The sequence below is a fragment of the Streptomyces sp. NPDC104371 genome (assembly GCF_055583785.1).
Genome location: NZ_JBVJNF010000020.1, coordinates 33955 through 35911, shown reverse-complemented (window position 1 = coordinate 35911; position 1957 = coordinate 33955). Strand labels below are relative to the sequence as shown.

At 65.5% G+C, this 1957-nt stretch carries 1 protein-coding gene; it reads right to left on the bottom strand.

The genetic code is table 11. The features are described from left to right. Window positions 1-225: 225 nt before the first annotated feature. Window positions 226-1611: a hypothetical protein gene (locus tag ACZ60T_RS33490; protein WP_469669403.1), complete on the bottom strand. Its 1386-nt coding sequence runs from the start codon at window positions 1609-1611 to the stop codon at window positions 226-228. Window positions 1612-1957: the final 346 nt, after the last annotated feature.

Sequence of the window (1957 nt, the reverse complement as noted above, 5' to 3'; positions counted from 1 at the left end):
CCCGCGCGCGGGTCCGTAACCGGCTTCGCCGGTTACGCTAGGTGATCGGCTCCGCCGATCACCTGACGGCGTTTCACGCCGTCGTCAGGGTCCGGGCCCCCCGCTGCGCGGGGGGCCGGTGATCCGCTGCGCGGATCACGTGGGCGGGTGCCGGGCGCGGGGCCCTCGGTCATGGTCCGGGGCCCCGCGTTTGCGGCTGTTACCTGGCCGTCAGGGGTGGGCGGGTCACCTCATCTGGGTTATGGCGGAGTGGAGTCGGGCCATGGCCTCTCGGCTGCACAGCGGTCGAAGGGTCTCGATTCCGGCCGTGAGTGCCTCGGTGTTGTCGGCAGGGATGTTGGTGAAGAGGACCAACTGCTTGCCGTCGGAGAGGGGGTTGGGCAGGTTCTGGAGATAGCGGGTGTAGGAGGCCCGCTCGATGGTGACGACGTCATGAATCGTCTGAGGCATCATCACCGTGTTCGTGTTCCCTTCCGCCGACGTAGTGGCGAAGGCGGCGAGGAGTTCGCCCCGCGTGCAGTACTCGTACGTTTCACGGCCTTCGCTGTCGAACCAGCCGTGCCACACGTCCATGCTCTGCTCGTCGCCGTTCTCGGCGGACGTGAGAAGTTCACTGATGGCCGAGTCGGTGTAGATGTCGAAGAGGTCGCCGTCTATGGCGTAGTGGTCGCCGTACGGCTCGCTGGCGGCCTTGAGCATCGACGCCGTGAACCCTCCGGCCCCGGTGAGCTTGAAGTGAACCCGCCTGTGACCGGCTGCCGCGTCGATCCAGTCGGCGGAGAACTCTCCTTCGAGGGGACGGAATCCCAGGACACCGGAACGCCACACGTCCTTTCGGAAGGTGATGAAGTGGCGCTGAATCTCACGGAACACGCCGATCGGTCCGGTGATGACGGCGGGGGTCCTGGGGTCGATGTTCTCCAACCGCACGATGCGGGAGTTCTGACGGACGGTCAGTTCGTCCCCGAAGCGGTGGTAGGGGTGACGGCTTTCGCTCAGGTACTGCGGGGTGAACTTGCGGATGAACTGAAGCCACACGCGATGGGTATAGGTCTGCGTGACCGTTTCGTGGAGGGTCGCGGCGTTGACGGTGAAGATGTCGCGATAGGCGAACATACCGCCGGGCTCCAAGAAGGCAGCAAGGTCCCGCATCAGCTCCTGAAGTGCCGCGTACCCACCGCCGTAGGAGAAGACCTCGTGAAAGAGCGCGGACGCGAGGATGACGTGTGCGGGCACCTTGAGGATCTTGGCGAGGTCCTGCGCGAGACCGGGAACAAGGGTGCAGGTTCCCAGGTCGGTCGCGTTGTAGCTGTCGATGGCGCGGTCACGGGCCTCGGATTCGACGCCGGGGAACTCGATCAGGGTGACGTCCAGCGTGCGGGGCCGGTCGGCGGTGCGGGTGAGACGGTCGGTGAGGTACTGGAGGGCGGCACCGCCGCCGGGGCCGATCTCAACGAGACGCGCCGCGTCGGTCGTGATTCGCGTGAGCGCGGTGAGGACCTGCCCCATCTTCTCGTCACCGTGGAGGTTCGTACCCTCGTCGAGGTAGCCAGCAGCGGACTTCGCGGCGGTGGCGAACGTGTTCCCCACTGCGGTCTCGTGCTTGTTCACGTGATGCCTTTCGTCGTTTTGACCGTTGGTGTCGGTGGGGTGTGCCGCCCCTTCCGACAGACACAACATTACGGCATCTCATGCTCATGGTCAATCGCACCCACGGGTTTGATCTGTGACCCCCATCACATACACGCGCGCCGAACCGCGCGGGGGTGGGGGGAGACTTTGGGCTGGAGCTGCCATGGGGCGAGAGATCATGGCCCCGTAAGCTCACGGCGAGTCGGGCAGGTTGTGGACCTGCCCGGTAAAGCACGACGTTGGGGCCATGATCTTCGAGGCTCGCCCCATGGTGGCTGCCTAAAGTCTCCCCCCACCCCCGCCCCAACCACTCAGCAACAAGGGC